Annotated in this window: 15 protein-coding genes and 1 pseudogene; 4 read left to right on the forward strand and 12 right to left on the reverse strand. The window is 63.9% G+C overall.

Translation table 11 applies throughout. The annotated features are described in order from the left end of the window. The 5 genes and pseudogenes from AC5RTB_RS16350 to AC5RTB_RS16370 form a co-directional block, all read right to left on the reverse strand. Nucleotides 1-163 (reverse strand): annotated as a pseudogene (locus tag AC5RTB_RS16350) (pyridoxal 5'-phosphate synthase lyase subunit PdxS); the annotation flags it as partial. A 123-nt stretch (nt 164-286) separates the two neighbouring features. Then, the gene (pgsA, locus tag AC5RTB_RS16355) at nt 287-895 is read right to left on the reverse strand and encodes a phosphatidylinositol phosphate synthase (RefSeq protein ID WP_494062107.1); all 609 of its coding nucleotides are present in this window, start codon (nt 893-895) and stop codon (nt 287-289) included. After that, complete coding sequence (locus AC5RTB_RS16360) at nt 885-1502, reverse strand: HIT family protein (RefSeq protein ID WP_494062108.1); 618 nt, start codon at nt 1500-1502, stop codon at nt 885-887. The genes pgsA and AC5RTB_RS16360 overlap by 11 nt, the downstream gene beginning before the upstream one ends. 6 nt (nt 1503-1508) lie before the next feature. Beyond that, nucleotides 1509-3524: a threonine--tRNA ligase gene (gene thrS / locus AC5RTB_RS16365; RefSeq protein ID WP_494062109.1), complete on the reverse strand. Its 2016-nt coding sequence runs from the start codon at nt 3522-3524 to the stop codon at nt 1509-1511. A gap of 170 nt (nt 3525-3694) precedes the next feature. Continuing rightward, nucleotides 3695-4018 carry a chorismate mutase gene (locus tag AC5RTB_RS16370; protein ID WP_494062110.1) on the reverse strand — a complete coding sequence of 108 codons (324 nt, stop codon included), beginning with the start codon at nt 4016-4018 and terminating at the stop codon, nt 3695-3697. Between the two features lie 150 nt (nt 4019-4168). Here AC5RTB_RS16370 and AC5RTB_RS16375 point away from each other — a divergent pair, with 150 nt between their 5' ends. Beyond that, nucleotides 4169-4426 (forward strand): mycoredoxin, encoded by a 258-nt coding sequence (locus AC5RTB_RS16375; protein WP_494062111.1) that lies wholly within the window; start codon nt 4169-4171, stop codon nt 4424-4426. A gap of 127 nt (nt 4427-4553) precedes the next feature. On the opposite strand, the gene AC5RTB_RS16380 is transcribed toward AC5RTB_RS16375, so the two are convergent. From AC5RTB_RS16380 to AC5RTB_RS16405, 6 genes are all read right to left on the reverse strand, one after another. Continuing rightward, nucleotides 4554-5255, reverse strand: a complete 702-nt coding sequence (locus AC5RTB_RS16380) for a lipoate--protein ligase family protein (RefSeq protein WP_494062112.1) — start codon at nt 5253-5255, stop codon at nt 4554-4556. A gap of 97 nt (nt 5256-5352) precedes the next feature. After that, nucleotides 5353-5949, reverse strand: coding sequence for a 4'-phosphopantetheinyl transferase family protein (locus tag AC5RTB_RS16385; RefSeq protein ID WP_494062113.1), 597 nt, complete (start codon nt 5947-5949; stop codon nt 5353-5355). 48 nt (nt 5950-5997) lie between these two features. Then, nucleotides 5998-7026: an aldo/keto reductase gene (locus AC5RTB_RS16390; RefSeq protein ID WP_494062114.1), complete on the reverse strand. Its 1029-nt coding sequence runs from the start codon at nt 7024-7026 to the stop codon at nt 5998-6000. 41 nt (nt 7027-7067) lie between these two features. After that, nucleotides 7068-7352 (reverse strand): DUF427 domain-containing protein, encoded by a 285-nt coding sequence (locus AC5RTB_RS16395; protein ID WP_494062115.1) that lies wholly within the window; start codon nt 7350-7352, stop codon nt 7068-7070. A 103-nt stretch (nt 7353-7455) separates the two neighbouring features. After that, complete coding sequence (locus tag AC5RTB_RS16400) at nt 7456-8235, reverse strand: thioesterase family protein (protein ID WP_494062136.1); 780 nt, start codon at nt 8233-8235, stop codon at nt 7456-7458. A 108-nt stretch (nt 8236-8343) separates the two neighbouring features. Then, nucleotides 8344-9759: an NAD(P)-binding protein gene (locus tag AC5RTB_RS16405; RefSeq protein ID WP_494062116.1), complete on the reverse strand. Its 1416-nt coding sequence runs from the start codon at nt 9757-9759 to the stop codon at nt 8344-8346. Nucleotides 9760-9904: 145 nt separating this feature from the next. On the opposite strand from AC5RTB_RS16405, the gene AC5RTB_RS16410 reads away from it, so the two are divergent. The 3 genes from AC5RTB_RS16410 to ypfJ all read left to right on the forward strand — a co-directional run bounded on the left by AC5RTB_RS16410 (nt 9905) and on the right by ypfJ (nt 12488). Continuing rightward, a complete protein-coding gene (locus tag AC5RTB_RS16410; RefSeq protein ID WP_494062117.1) occupies nt 9905-11149 on the forward strand; it encodes an MFS transporter in 1245 nt (414 codons plus the stop codon). Continuing rightward, a complete protein-coding gene (locus tag AC5RTB_RS16415) occupies nt 11146-11505 on the forward strand; it encodes an ArsR/SmtB family transcription factor (protein WP_494062118.1) in 360 nt (119 codons plus the stop codon). The genes AC5RTB_RS16410 and AC5RTB_RS16415 overlap by 4 nt, the downstream gene beginning before the upstream one ends. 65 nt (nt 11506-11570) lie before the next feature. Continuing rightward, complete coding sequence (gene ypfJ, locus AC5RTB_RS16420) at nt 11571-12488, forward strand: KPN_02809 family neutral zinc metallopeptidase (protein ID WP_494062119.1); 918 nt, start codon at nt 11571-11573, stop codon at nt 12486-12488. 25 nt (nt 12489-12513) lie between these two features. Here ypfJ and AC5RTB_RS16425 read toward each other — a convergent pair whose 3' ends face one another. Beyond that, nucleotides 12514-12762, reverse strand: a complete 249-nt coding sequence (locus AC5RTB_RS16425) for an SCO4226 family nickel-binding protein (protein ID WP_494062120.1) — start codon at nt 12760-12762, stop codon at nt 12514-12516. Nucleotides 12763-12963: the final 201 nt, after the last annotated feature.

The raw sequence follows: 12963 nt of genomic DNA on the forward strand, positions 1-12963 counted from the left end.
GCGCCATGACGGCAACGGCGCCTGCATCCTCGGCGATGCGGGCCTGCTCCGCGGTGACAACATCCATGATGACGCCGCCCTTGAGCATTTCCGCCATTCCGCGCTTGACACGGCTGCTGCCGGTCACTGGCGCGGTGGTGGAAGCTTCTTCAACAGTGGACACAGTTTGGCCCCTCGGGTAGAGAAAAGATGACAATCCATGATACGCCCGCCGGGAGCCCGGAATCGCCGGTCAGCAACTATAAGTAGCCGCAGCGTGATTGTGCACCCGGATAGGAGTCCTCGTTCAGGAAGCTGTGGCCTGCAGCCGCACGGTCATGAAGCGCTGAACGATGGTGATGATGCTCGCCAGAGCCAGCAGGATCAGGACAACCAGGAGAACCACTTCCGGCAGGCCGAGTCCGGTCAGCCCGGTCACCACCAGAACGGAGACCAGGCGCTCAGCGCGCTCCGCAATTCCCACGTTCGCGGTGAATCCAAGCGATTCCGCCTTGGCCCGCACATAGGAAACGATCATGCCGAGCACAAGGCATGCCAGGGCTGCAACGGCGATCGCGTTGTTGCCCCCGCCCATGAAGAACCAGATAGCGACGCCGGCAAAGAGGGCACCGTCCGCGATGCGGTCGAGTGTCGAGTCGAGAAAGCTCCCCCAGGAGCCGCTGCGGCCCTGGATCCGCGCCATGATCCCGTCGATGACGTCCGAGAACACGAAAAGAGTGATGAAGACAGTGCCCCAGAACAGCTGTCCCTGGGGATAGAAGATGAGTGCCCCTCCGGCCACACCGAGCGTCCCGATGATGGTCACGGTATCCGGTGACACCCTCCACTTCAGGAGCAGCGTGGCCAGCGGTGTGAAGAGCGAGGTGAAGAATGAACGTGCGTACTTATTCAGCATGGCTTGCCCCGGCGTCTGTCGAGGCGGCAGCTTCATCCCACGCAGCTGCTAGTTGAGCCCGTACCTCGTCGAGCGTCTGCGTGATCGCCTTGGTCTGGGCGATGATCGGAAAGAAGTTGCCGTCCCCGCTCCACCGAGGGACAACGTGCTGGTGTAGGTGTGCTGCGATTCCCGCTCCCCCGGTAACACCCTGATTCATCCCGAGATTGAATCCCGTTGGCCGTGCGACGCTGCGCAGCGCATGCATGGCGGACTGCGTCAGCTGTGCGATTTCGACCGTCTCCTCAGAGGTGATGTCGGTGTAGTCGGGCACGTGGCGGTACGGGCACACCAACAGGTGGCCCGGGTTGTACGGGAACAGGTTCAGGACCACGTAAGCGTTCCGGCCGCGGTGAACGATGAGGGATTCCTCGTCGGTCCGGGAAGGTGCGGCGCAGAAAGGGCAGTCCTCCTGCTTGCTGAACTGGCTCTGGCCGCCCTTGATGTAAGCGAGCCGATGAGGGGTCCACAGGCGCTGAAAGGCATCGGGGACTCCGGCCAGCTCAAAGCTGTCCGTCACTTCCCCGTCGTCGTGTTCCTGCCCAACAGCCTCTGTGTGGTCCTGCATGTGCGGCTACTGTTCCCTGTTGCGGACGGCTTCCACAATCCGCTTCACGGCTTCGTCGACGGGCACCTGGTTCTCCTGGCTTCCGTCCCGGAAGCGGAAGGAAACCGCACCGGCGTCGGCATCGTCTCCACCGGCAATGAGGACAAAGGGAACCTTCTCCTTGCTCGCCGTGCGAATCTTCTTGGGGAACCGGTCGGAACTGATGTCGACCTCCGCGCGGACGCCTTCGGCCTTGAGCCTGTCAACGACGTCGAACAGGTAGTCGTTGAAAGCGTCAGCCACGGGGATGGCGCGCACCTGGACCGGTGCCAGCCAGGCCGGGAACGCACCGGCGTAATGTTCGGTCAGAACGCCGAGGAACCGCTCGATGGAACCGAAGAGTGCGCGGTGAATCATCACCGGGCGCTGACGGGTTCCGTCTGCCGCCTGGTACTCAAGCTCGAAGCGCTCAGGCAGGTTGAAGTCCAGCTGGATGGTGGACATCTGCCAGGTGCGGCCGATCGCGTCGCGCGCCTGGACCGAGATCTTCGGTCCATAGAACGCCGCGCCGCCCGGATCGGGAACCAGTTCCAGGCCGGATTCCTCGGCAACTTCGGCCAGTGTCCGCGTTGCTTCCTCCCAGGCTTCGTCGTCGCCGACATACTTCTCCGGGTCCTTGGTAGAGAGTTCCAGGTAGAAGTCGTCCAGACCGTAGTCCTTCAGCAACCCCAGGACGAAGTTGAGCGTGGTGGTCAGCTCATCCTTCATCTGGTCGCGGGTGCAGTAGATGTGGGCGTCGTCCTGTGTCATGCCGCGTACACGGGTCAGTCCGTGGATTACGCCGGACTTCTCATACCGGTACACGGAGCCGAACTCGAAGAGCCGCAGGGGAAGTTCGCGGTAGGACCGCCCGCGCGAGCGGAAGATCAGGTTGTGCATCGGGCAGTTCATCGGCTTCAGGTAGTAGTCCTGGCCGGGCTTGCGGACCTTGCCGTCAGCGTCGAGCTCGGCGTCCACGTGCATGGGCGGGAACATGCCGTCGCGGTACCAGTCCAGGTGGCCGGAGACCTCGTAGAGGTGGCCCTTGGTGATGTGCGGGGTGTACACAAACTCGTAACCCGCCTCAACGTGCCGCTGGCGCGAGTAGTCCTCCATCGCCTTGCGGATGATGCCGCCGCGGGGGTGGAAGACGGGCAGGCCTGATCCCAGCTCGTCCGGGAAGGAGAACAGGTCCAGTTCGCTGCCGAGCTTCCGGTGGTCGCGGCGTTCAGCCTCGGCCAGGCGCTCCTGGTACGCCTTGAGATCATCCTTGGTAGGCCAGGCAGTGCCGTAGATCCGCTGAAGCTGCTTGTTCTTCTCGCTGCCGCGCCAGTACGCGGCGGCTGAACGCGTCAGCGCATACGCATTGGAGATCAGCTTGGTGTTGGGCAGGTGCGGGCCGCGGCAGAGATCCTGCCACACGACCTCACCGGACTTGCGGTCCACGTTGTCGTAGATGGTCAGCTCACCGGCACCGACCTCAACGGAAGCACCGTCGTCGTCGGTGATGTCTCCGTTGCTGCCCTTCAGGCCGATCAGTTCGAGCTTGTAGGGCTCGTCCTTCATGGCTGCGCGGGCTTCGTCCTCACTCGCGACGCGGCGCTGGAAGAACTGGTTCGTGTTGACGATCTTCAACATCATCTTTTCGAGCTGCTTCAGGTCGTCGGGAGTGAAGGGCTCGTTGACGTCGAAGTCGAAGTAGAAGCCGTCGGTGATGTAGGGGCCGATGCCAAGCTTCGCGTCCGGTCGCAGCTGCTGGACGGCCTGCGCCATCACGTGCGCGGCGGAGTGGCGAAGAACGTTCAGACCGTCTGCCGAATCGATGGTGACCGGCTCCACCCGTGCGCCGTCTTCCAGCTCGCGGCTCAGGTCCCACAGCTCGTCATTCACACGGACTACGACGACGTCGCGCTGCTCCTTGAAGAGGTCGGCTCCAGTAGTCCCTGTGGTCGCCCGCTGCTCTTCGCCGTCGACGATGAGGGTGATTGATGGGGGCGCTGACACTGAGGTCTCCTCTTGATAAGGGTGAACTGGTTGGATAGCTGATCGATCAACCGTACCGGCGGGCAAGGACGGATGAGCGCCCAACACTCCCGCCGCGGTCTTCTCGATGGTATCCGTTGCGTGAGCGGCCAACCAACCAGCCGACGCGCCGCGGCGCGCGCCGAAGGGGGCTAGTGGGTTCGGCGAACCTTCAGTTCATATTCGATGAACGCATCGATCATCGCGCGGTAGGTCCGCTCAACCACGGTGGGATCCACGTCCTGCTTCTCGGCGAATACACGCACGTTCGCGATGACCTGTTCCACCCGGGCGGGCGCGCGTACAGACTCATCGTCGTCCTTCAGGGAACCAGCCCGGCGCACCAACCGCTCACGTCGCGAGATCAGGCCGACCATCTGCTCATCGACCTCATTGATGGCTATACGGACAGCCTTCAGCTGTTCGGCGTGGGCCGATCCGGGCTTTGCAGGGTCGGGCGTCTGTGGGCTTGGCATACGGTGAGACTACGCGAGGGTATGCCCGCCCTTACCGTTGATTACGGTGCGCGCTGGGAATGGAGGCGGGTCCCCGGGCGTTACACTTCCGGACAGAAACCCCGAATATCCAGCGAACTCGACGAGTCCGCTGTTCACCGAAGGAGCACCGTGGATTACACACCCCCTGCCGGCAGCATCACCATGTTCAGCACGACCTGGTGTGGCTACTGCCGCAGGCTGAAGTCCCAGCTCGACGCGCAGGGCATCGGCTACCAGGAGATCAACATCGAAGAAGTGGACGGGACCGCGGAACTGGTGGCGTCACTGAACGGCGGAAACCAGACCGTACCTACCGTGATCTTCCCGGACGGGAGCACGGCGACCAACCCGTCGGCGTCTGAAGTGAAGGCGCGCGTAGGCGTCTGATCCCCTCGATTAGGCAGGACCGGCCCCATTCCGGTGGGGACGTGTCCTGCCTTTTCGATGCGGCACGTTCTCGCTCGACGGCGCCACCCGGGCGCTGACCGGAGCGCTGACCGGAAGCAGAGTCAGCTCATTGCACCGCATCGTCGTAGACGGCTATGACGGCGTCCGCCACCTCGTCCACCGTAACTCCGGGTACGAGGTCGTCCGCCGCTCCTGCCGTTGCCGGGTTCCATTCAAGATCCAGTGCAGCGTAGGTCTTCTCGAGTACGGCACGGATGGGCGGTGAATTCTCGACCACGACGACCGATGAAAACAGCCACGCTCCCGAAATTACGCGCTGGGCCGTACCGACCAGCTTCACCTGCACCTGCCCATTCCCGTGGACGCTGAATTCTCCGGGACAGTATTCGCCCGGGATTTCGCCCATGGAGGCATCAACGCCGACCCGCCGTAGAGCGTCGGCGAGAATCTCGCCAAGCAGGCCGAAGCGGGCACGTGATCCGGCGATCGCGTCGTCGTGCGGCTCGATGTGATCCACGATCAGGCAGCCCTGGTGGTAGGCCGCCGCCCGTCCGCCGGCCTTGCGGATCAGGGGTTCGAAGCCCTCCGACCGCGCGGCGTCGGCGGCCGCACTGAAACCGGGAAGCCGGGCATCCCGCTGGCCGAAGGCGAGCGTCGGGAACGGCTGGTACATGCGAAGCGTCGGTGGCAGCTGTCCGGACGCTGCTGAACGCAACAGTGTGAGACCTCGTTCAAGATCCGCGGCAGCGCCCACGGACGGATCGCGGATCAAAGCAAGCGGAGCGTACGACCAGGACTGAATACTCATCCGGCCCAGCTCCTGTCCATGATTTCCTGCGGCTTCCATCCCATTTATATCGCTGCCGTTGCATTCTTCGAATTCGACGGTGCATGCAATCAGTCGGTCACCGGCTGAACGCGAGCGCAACAGTGAAGCCCTCAGGCAGCTTCAGTTCGGCGGGCGGCACGTCCCTCACCGAATAATCGTGCGTGTCCACCCGGGCGACGGGCTCGAGGACATCGACGTCGGCCGGGTCCACCATCAGTCCGGTCCCGGCGGCTTTGAGCACTGCTTCCTTACGCGACCACAGGGCGGCGCGCAGGTGAGCCTTGTCAGGCTCCCGCACGCCCCGAATCTTCGATTGTTCGGCGGGCGTGAAGACGCTTTCATCAAGTTCCGAACCGCCGAACCGGCCGATCTGTTCGAGGTCGATGCCGACGGTCCGCAGCGGGCGTGACGGGTCGACGACCGCCGCTGCCCACCCGCCGCTGCGGCTGAGACTGGCAGCTATCGGCAGCGGTTCCCCGTCAATCGTCCAGCCCGGTTGCCCATGATCGACCGCGTCGCATGCCGGGCACGTGAACCGGGCACCCAGGTGCTGACTGTCGATACCCGACGCCTTGCTCAGCAGTTCGCGTAGCCAGGAGCGGCCGGCGAGGAAGCGGTGACGTGCCATCGGATCCGAGATCATCGTGCCGCGCGCGTGTTCACCGGCATCCACATATCCCACGCTGCGGCCATCCAGGTGGACCGCATGGAGCTCCAAGGGCTAGCGTCCGCCGTCGATGTTCCGGCTTCTTTGCTCCACCCCGGGGGTCCCGTACGGATAATCGGCAAGCTCCGGAGCGCTGACCTCGGAGAGGCGGGCGATTTCCTCGCTGCTCAGGGTGAGCCTCGCGGCACCGAGGTTGTCCGCCAGTTGTTCTGTGGTGCGAGCCCCGAGGATGACCGAGGTTACCGCGGGCTGTTGCGCGACCCATGCCAGCGCCACCTGAGATGCGCTGACCCCACGCGCCTCTGCAATTTCCAGTACGACGTCGATGACCGCCCACGTGCGCTCCTGCGCGTTCCGCTTCTGCCACGCCTCCATGCCGCGCTCTGGATTTTCACCAAGCCGCGTAGCACCCTCCGGTGCGGTGTCCCTCTTGTACTTGCCCGTAAGCCAGCCACCGCCCAGCGGCGACCAGGGCAGCAGCCCCATACCGGCGTCGAGCGCGGCCGGAACAATCTCAGACTCAATCCCTCGCACCAGCAGGCTGTACTGAGGCTGCAGGGTGACCGGGAGGTCCCAGCCGCGCGCTCTGGCGATTCCGACCGCCTTGGTGAGCTGCCATCCCGTGTAGTTGGAAAAGCCGTAGTAGCTGATCTTGCCGGCGCTGACGGCGTCGTGCAGGAATCCCAGCGTCTCCTCAAGTGGAGTGAGGGGATCCCAGGCATGCATCTGGTACAGGTCGATGTGGTCTACGTTGAGCCGCTTGAGCGAGGCATCGAGCGCCAGCCGCAGGTGCCTGCGGGAGAGTCCGACGTCGTTGGGACCCTTCCCCATCGGGAACCGGCCCTTGGTCGCCAGAATCATCTCAGACGCGGAGGAACTTTTCGCCAGCCACCGCCCGATGATCTCCTCGGACGCTCCTGCGCTGTAGACGTCGGCGGTGTCAATAAGGTTGCCGCCGGCGTCTGCGTAATCATCGAGAATCGCGTGCGACGTTGTTTCATCGGCTTCGGCGCCGAACGTCATGGTGCCGAGCGCATACGCCGAGACTGATGTACCGCTGCTGCCGAGGTTCCTGTACTCCATCAACACTCCTTGGGTTTTGATCGTGTGCCGTGTCGGGTTGGTCAGTCGGTGACCGAGACTCCGCGCCAGAACGCGACATGGTCCTTGATGTTCGCTGCGGCTTCCTTGGGCTGGGGGTAGGTCCAGGCCGCGTCGGGGTTGTTCTGGCCGTCAACCTCGAGGCTGAAGTAGCTCGCCTCCCCTTTCCAAGGGCAGGTGGTGTGCTTGTCGCTCGGCTTGAGGAACTCCTGCTTCACGCTTTCCCTGGGGAAGTAGTGGTTGCCCTCGACCATCTCAGTGGAGCTGGACTCCGCGATCACCTGATTGTTCCAAACTGCCTTGGCCATGATGTCCTCATTTCCTCTCCGACGGCTCAGCGCGGACTGCGCTGTGAGCCCGGTTACACAGTTGGCCAACGACGACGGCGCCCACCGCATTCCCCGCGAAGCTTCAGGACAGCTTCCTCAGGGTCAGAATCTGTTCGCTTCGCCCGAACGGTCCGTCGAGGTCGTGGAGGACGGACGAGGTCAGGCCGACTCCATCCCGGCCGAAGCTCACGCTGGTGTCCAGGCCCAGCCACTGGCCTTCAGGCTGACGGTGCAGGTGCACCTGCAAATCCACGTTCGGGAACGCCCAGCTGCCCGGTCCGGGAGGAACCCGGGTAGCGATGCCGTTGGCGGTGTCAATGAGTCCAAGGAGCCGCGCGGAGTCCGACGACGGTTCGCCCTCCACCAGTGGATGCGGTGTCCGGAGCCACACCCTGCCCCGGCCGGGTCGGTGACCCTCAAGCTTCCGCACGTCGATGGATTGGATATAGCCGCCGGGCCATTCAGCTACGGCGTCATGTTCCGTGCCCTCGTCGGGCCCCGGCATAGGTGCGTCTTCGAGCGCAGCGACCGACGACGTATCGCTTGTGGCCAACCGCCAGGCCCGGGCGCGGATCGCCGTCCGGCCGCCGTGGTTCATCTCAGCCTCAAGCAATTCGATGGTTCGCCCCGGCCTCACCATGCGGGTCACCACCTCGACTGTTTCCAGCGGGATGAGCCCGAGTATCTCGTACGAGATACGCGCCATCTGCAGCTCTGCCCGCGGTTGGAACTGCTCAAGGCAGTGGGCAAGAAGCCCGGAGGCCGGGGCCATGTGCTGCTCGTGCTCGTTCCAGGCGCCCTGTGCATGGATTGTTGCCTCGAACTGCCCGTCGCCCAGCGGACGATAGTAGGAATCTGCCATGGTGCTGATGAACACGCTCCTCAGGGAATGATCCGGAAGGGCGCGCACAAGGCGGCCCTGGTGCGAGAATACCGAATCACCGCTGCGACGTGAGCACCGCCCAGAGGATCAGTAATCCGCGTCACCGGACCGTCCGTGGGCCAGCCCTGTGGGGATGCCGAGACTGACCAGCTCCGGTTCGGAGCAGCAGCCGGCCTCTGCCACCGCCTCCTCACTTGAGCATGACGATCCGGCAGGTTCACCGGCCGATGCGTCACAACCTCCGCCGAGGTCGGTGCTGCACACTCCTGTGTCGGGTAGTTCGAGGCGAACGGTGGAGGCGTCGGAATGATCGCCCGCGATAGCGGCAACCACCGACCGGACCTGTTCATATCCGGTGGCCAGCAGAAAGGTGGGGGCGCGGCCGTAGCTCTTCATGCCGACGAGGTAAAAGTCCTTGTCCGGGTGTGCAAGGACATCGGCCCCGTGCGCCGGTACGGTGCCGCAGGAATGGAATTCGGGGTCGATCAGGGGTCCAAGCGCCCGAGGGGCTTCCACGGCAGGGTCAAGTTCCAGCCGGAGTTCGCGCAGCATATTCAGATCAGGACGGAATCCGGTTGCCGGGACGAGTACGTCCACCTCAACGGCAGGTGCACCATCGGGGGTTGAGGCGTGGACGGTGAGGGCGCCGTCCTCGGCTGTCAGGGAGGTGATGGTGAAGGAGGTGAGCAGCTCCACGATGCCGTCCTCGACCAGCGAGCACAGACGGCTGCCCAGGGCACCCCGGGCGGGGAGCCCGTCGAGGTCACCGCCGCCATAGAGCCGCTGCACTGATCCGGCGCCGCGAACGGCCCAGGTGAGACGGGTTCCTGGTTCGGCTTTGGCAACCTGGCCAAGGCTCAGCAGCGTGTTCGCGGCCGAGTGCCCTGCTCCGACAACCATCACCCGTTTGCCGGCGAATTTGGTGCGGTCGGTTCCCGTGACGTCCGGAAGGGGTCCGGTGATGAAGGGCCGCGCAGCCTGCTCGCCGTGTGCGGCCAGGCCCGCCTGGCCGAGCGGGTTCGGTTGGCTCCAGGTGCCGGAAGCATCGATGACGGCACTAACCAGATGATCCTCGAGTCCGTCCGGGCCCGAGACCCGGACCAGGAAAGGCTGATTCTCGCGCGCGCTGCTCCTCGTCTTGTCCATGCCGTGCCGCGCGACTGCGAGGACTTCGGTGTTGAGGCGGAGCGCTGCAGTTATGGCGGGGACTGCCGCGAGCGGCTCAAGGTAGGACTCCACCAGCTCAGCACCGAAGGGAAGCGCAGTGCTGCGTGGAGCCTGCCAGCCGGTAGGTTCCAGCAGGCGACGGGCGGCGTCGTCGACGTTGTACTGCCAGGGTGAGAACAATCGAATGTGGCCCCACTGTCGGACGGCGGCGCCCACGCCGTCGCCCTTCTCCAGGATCAGCGGCGTAAGTCCGCGTTCGAGCACGTGTGCAGCGGCTGCCAGGCCAATGGGGCCGGCGCCGATAATGGCTACGGGCAGGTTTTGCCGATCCGACATCGATGTCCTTCCGTTCAGCGGATTCCGCGAGGGGGGTATATTGATCTTTATCGATATAAGTATCCGATTCTAGATTGATGATTGTCAATGTATCGCTACCCCTGAATAGGTGCGCAAGTGCGCACCTAAGGTCTATATTGACCCTGTGCTGACCGTTCTTCGGGTTCCTGCCTATCGCAAACTCTTCTCCGCACAGGTCATTGCGCTTCTGGGAACAGGTCTGCTCACAGTAGCGCTGGGGCTCCTCGCGTTCGATCTTGCCGCCGGACGGGCCGGCGCGGTGCTGGGTACTGCACTCACGATCAAGATGCTGGCGTACGTGTTCGTTGCGCCCCTCATGGCCGCGCTCGTGGAGCGGCTACCCAGGAAGACCGTCCTGGTAACGGCTGATGTCATTCGTGCAGCGGTTGCCCTGATGCTGCCGTTCGTTGACCAGGTGTGGCAGATCTACATTCTGGTCTTCGTACTGCAGTCCGCCTCGGCCACCTTTACCCCCGCGTTCCAATCCGTCATTCCGGTGGTTCTGCCGCAGGAGCGCGCCTATACTAAGGCGCTGTCACTCTCCCGGCTTGCCTACGACCTTGAGTCGCTGGTGAGCCCCGTCCTTGCAGCTGCGCTGCTGGTGGTCATGAGTTACCACAATCTGTTCGTCGGCACGGTGGTTGGGTTTCTGGTCTCTGCCCTCCTGGTTCTGACGACTCATCTGCCCACTCCCCCACGGGTCGGTGGAACTGGCTCCCTACTCCACCGGACAACACTGGGTGCTCGGATTTTCCAGCAGATACCTATGCTTCGCGGACTCCTGGCACTGAATCTGGTTGTGGCGTGCGGTACCGCGCTCGTCCTGGTGAATACCGTTGTCTACGTCAAAGACATGTACGGCGGAACAAGCGCCGGAGTGGCAGTCGCACTCGCCTGCTACGGCGCCGGATCGATGGTCGTGGCGCTGACGACGCCGGCACTACTGGAGCGCTTCGGGGACCGCACCTTCATGATGGCCGGCAGCATTCTGGTCTCGGCAGGGGTTTGTTCAGCCGCCGTTGTCGCCGTCATGCAGCCTCCGTGGTTGGTGATGCTCCTGCTGTGGGCGTTCCTCGGGGCCGGCACTTCCATGATCAATACCCCCTCTGCGCGGCTGCTGCGCCGCGCAGCAACCGACTCGACCCGGTCCTACCTGTTCACCGCCCAGTTCTCCCTGTCCCACGCCTGCTTCATTGCCACCTACCCGGTGGCGGGATGGGTTGGAGCCGCCGCCGGCCAGCCTGCCGCGGGTTTCATCCTCGCGGCGCTGGCTACACTTGGCGCAGTTGTAGCATTGCGTCTCTGGCGTGCCGAGCCGCCGTCGACATCCGGCGTGGACGTCGATCGTCGACTGGGAGTACATCGTTGAGCGAGGATCCGATCGACTCGCACCCAAGCCTGAATCACCCGGATAATCCGGATGAAGCACGGCTCGACGTCGGTGCCGCCCTTTTTCGGATGCTCGCCGACCCCACCCGGCTTCACATCCTGTGGCTGCTTTCCGAGGATCCCGGCGACGTCAGCTCACTGGTTGAACGCACCGGAGCGACCCGCACCTCCGTGAGCCAGCATCTGGCCAAGCTTCGCTTCTCAGGCCTGGTTACCACACGTAAAAGCGGACGCAATGTCATCTACAGCATCGCAGACGGCCATCTTGCGCGGCTGGTACGGGAAGGCATCAACCACGCCGATCACCGCATCACGGGTGAGCCGGTGCACGACTGAGCACTGCGCTTCGCCGGGAGCTTTCGTTAAATACAAAGCAGGCTTCCTAGTTTAGAGTTTCTCGCATGAGCTTCAATGACAATGCGCAGTTCGATCCATCCCGGGTAAGTGACCGACGAGGCCGTGGTGGTCGCGGCGGCCGCGGCGTCGCTGTGGGCGGCGGATTGGGCGGGGGCCTCATCCTGCTGTTGTCGCTCTTCTTTGGCCCAGGCGTGGTGGACCAGCTGGGGCTCGAGGGTGGCCCCGGAATCGATTCGGGCATCGGTGCGGACTCAGATCCGGCCATCAACGCCTGCCAGACCGGTGAGGACGCCAACAGGCGATTGGACTGCCGCATCCTGGGAACCGCGGAAAGCCTCGACAGCTTCTGGGAGCCCTACCTGGAGCCGTACGGCATTCAGTACACTCCGCCGGGAGTGGTCCTCTTCTCCGGTCAGACCAACACCGGGTGCGGGGCGGCGAGCAGCGCCGTCGGGCCGTTCTACTGCCCAGCTGACGAGCAGACGTACTATGACACGGCGTTCTTCGATGACCTCGTGACACGCTTCGGTGCCTCGGCCGGACCGCTCGCGCAGGAGTACGTCATTGCCCACGAGTTCGGGCACCACATCCAGAACCTGACGGGGGCTCTCGGCGCCTCCCAGCAGGATCCGCGAGGTCCCGAATCGGGTGCCGTCCGGGTGGAGCTGCAGGCTGATTGCTACGCGGGCATGTGGGCCGCGCACGCCACAACAGTCCCCGACCCTGAATCGGGCGTTCCGTTCCTGCGGGAGTTCACGCGGACCGACCTGCAGGACGCGTTGTCAGCGGCGTCCGCCGTTGGCGACGACCGGATACAGGAGTCGACCAGCGGGCAGGTCAACCCAGAGGCCTGGACGCACGGCTCCAGCGAGCAGCGTCAGGCATGGTTCCTGCAGGGCCTCGAAATGGGAGATATCAAAGCGTGCGACACGTTTGCGACTGAAGATCTGGATAACCCCTAGCCGCTGTGTCGACAAAGTCGAAGAGTCAGACGACAACCGGCACTGGATGCACTTCATCCGGCGCGTGACCTGCACGCTCGTGGATGCGGCGCACGGCGTCTGCTGAGGGTGCCTCGGACAGGCAGTACACCACTCCGCTTTCCGGGTCGGCCCAAGCCTGCTTGAAGACGACATCCTCTTCGGACTGAATGGCAAGGTCTGCCTCGTGTGCAGCCTTGAGCTGTTCTGCGGTGACGCCTTTCATATTGTGATGAACGTCCATGAATTCGGCCATGACCGTAATCCTTCGAATAACGGGACCTGGAAGCGTCCCGGTGCGTGATCTCGGTGGCGCGGGCGTCAGTCCGCGCATGCGCCGACGGGAACCCCGGACTCGATGGGTCTCATCGGGTAGTGCGGAGGCTGGGTAGGCGTCTCCGCTGCTAGGTCTCCGCTGCTTGGCCGGTCGGAACATGTGCTCCGAGCTGGTAGGCAC

The organism is Arthrobacter sp. M71 S08, assembly GCF_059089725.1.